The sequence below is a fragment of the Gelidibacter sediminis genome, from assembly GCF_004364975.1.
GTDB lineage: Bacteria > Bacteroidota > Bacteroidia > Flavobacteriales > Flavobacteriaceae > Gelidibacter > Gelidibacter sediminis.
In genome coordinates this window covers 1-1339 of sequence record NZ_SOBW01000003.1, presented here as the reverse complement: position 1 = coordinate 1339, position 1339 = coordinate 1, and the positions used below count along the sequence as shown (strand labels likewise).

Genomic DNA, 1339 nt, shown 5'->3' with positions numbered 1-1339 from the left:
AACAAAGAACTGAGGCAAAAAACAAGCCTTTTCTCCATTAAATTTTGACAAATGTGTTCCTGGCATTGTTGAAGTGGAACAAATCTCCTTCGTCGTTTTATTTCCAATCCGACAAGCAATAATCCTCACCAAATTTGATGACTCCGATTAATTGGTCTTTAGCACTGACACATGGGCATCATCGTACGGCAAACCAGATTTCGCGATTGCAAAGCACTGTTTCAATAACTTATTGGCTACGGCGATAAGTGCCAACTTCTTACTCTTTCCCTTGTTTACTAATCTTTCATAGACCTGACGGCACGCTTTGTTGTACTTACTGGCATTGAAGGCACAAAGGAACAACAGGTTGCGAAGTTTCCTGTTGCCGACCTTACTGATCCTACTACGACCGCGTACACTACTTCCCGACTCTCGAACTGTAGGTGTAATACCAACATAGCTGCAGAGCTGTGCAGTGGTCTCAAACTTGGAAAACCCATCGGTCACCACTATTAAAAACAAGGCAGTCTTTGTGCCTATTCCCGGAACTGTAGTTAATAGAGTAAGCTGCTGTTGTTGCTCTTTTTTAACGAGGGAGAGCAGACGTTCCTCGATTCCATCAATCTCTTTGTCCAAGTGTTTTCTGTCCCGTCTCAGGGAACGGTAAACGAATTTTGAAGGTATGCCCAGGGTTTCTTCCCCGTGCAACTTGTTTTTGGTTGCTGTTCGTTTTTTAAGATAACTATCCAATAAACGGAACAGTTGCAAACATTCCGCTTGCACGTCTGTCAGAGCATTATAGTGTGGTACTTCATTGGCAAGGGCATACTCGCAGATAGCTTTCGCATCGCTCTTATCGGTCTTCACCTTGGCTAGCTTCATTTGTATGAAACGCTTTACGGACAAGGGGTTTACAACCGCTACCACTACGTTGTTTTTGTAAAGAAACTGTGCGAGCCTATAGTGGTAATAGCCAGTTGCCTCCATCACCACAATTGAATCTTGGGGAAGAATCTTTAAAAAGGACCTAAATCCTTTTTCATCATTCCTGAACTGATCGTGGCCACTATTGCTACCGTGCAAATCAAAGACATCCTTGCTGATGTCAACTCCAAAAGTTTCCCTATATTTATTCATATCAAAACAATTTATGAAAGAACCAGCTACTTGGGTCACAACAACTTGAAAACGAGATCTAGGTCTCACAGAACTGAACGTGATTTAAGTAGTAAAAGAGCGGGGATTATCAATGTTGCCGAAGTCCAAAGCTTCACCGTGTATAGTAACCTTACTCCGCTCTTTTGTTCTTTCTGATTAATACTTAAAGTTAACTGATTTATTAAAAATCAAACTTAAG

The 1339-nt window shown here is 41.6% G+C and carries 1 protein-coding gene; it reads right to left on the bottom strand.

The features are described from left to right. Positions 1-147 precede the first annotated feature (147 nt). A complete protein-coding gene (locus tag BXY82_RS00035) occupies positions 148-1119 on the bottom strand; it encodes an IS110 family RNA-guided transposase (protein ID WP_133756140.1) in 972 nt (323 codons plus the stop codon). Positions 1120-1339 lie beyond the last annotated feature (220 nt).

Bases quoted from the DNA above. Each gene is read 5' to 3' on its own strand.
- BXY82_RS00035 (WP_133756140.1), bottom strand. From the start codon at position 1,119: ATGAATAAATATAGGGAAACTTTTGGAGTTGACATCAGCAAGGATGTC.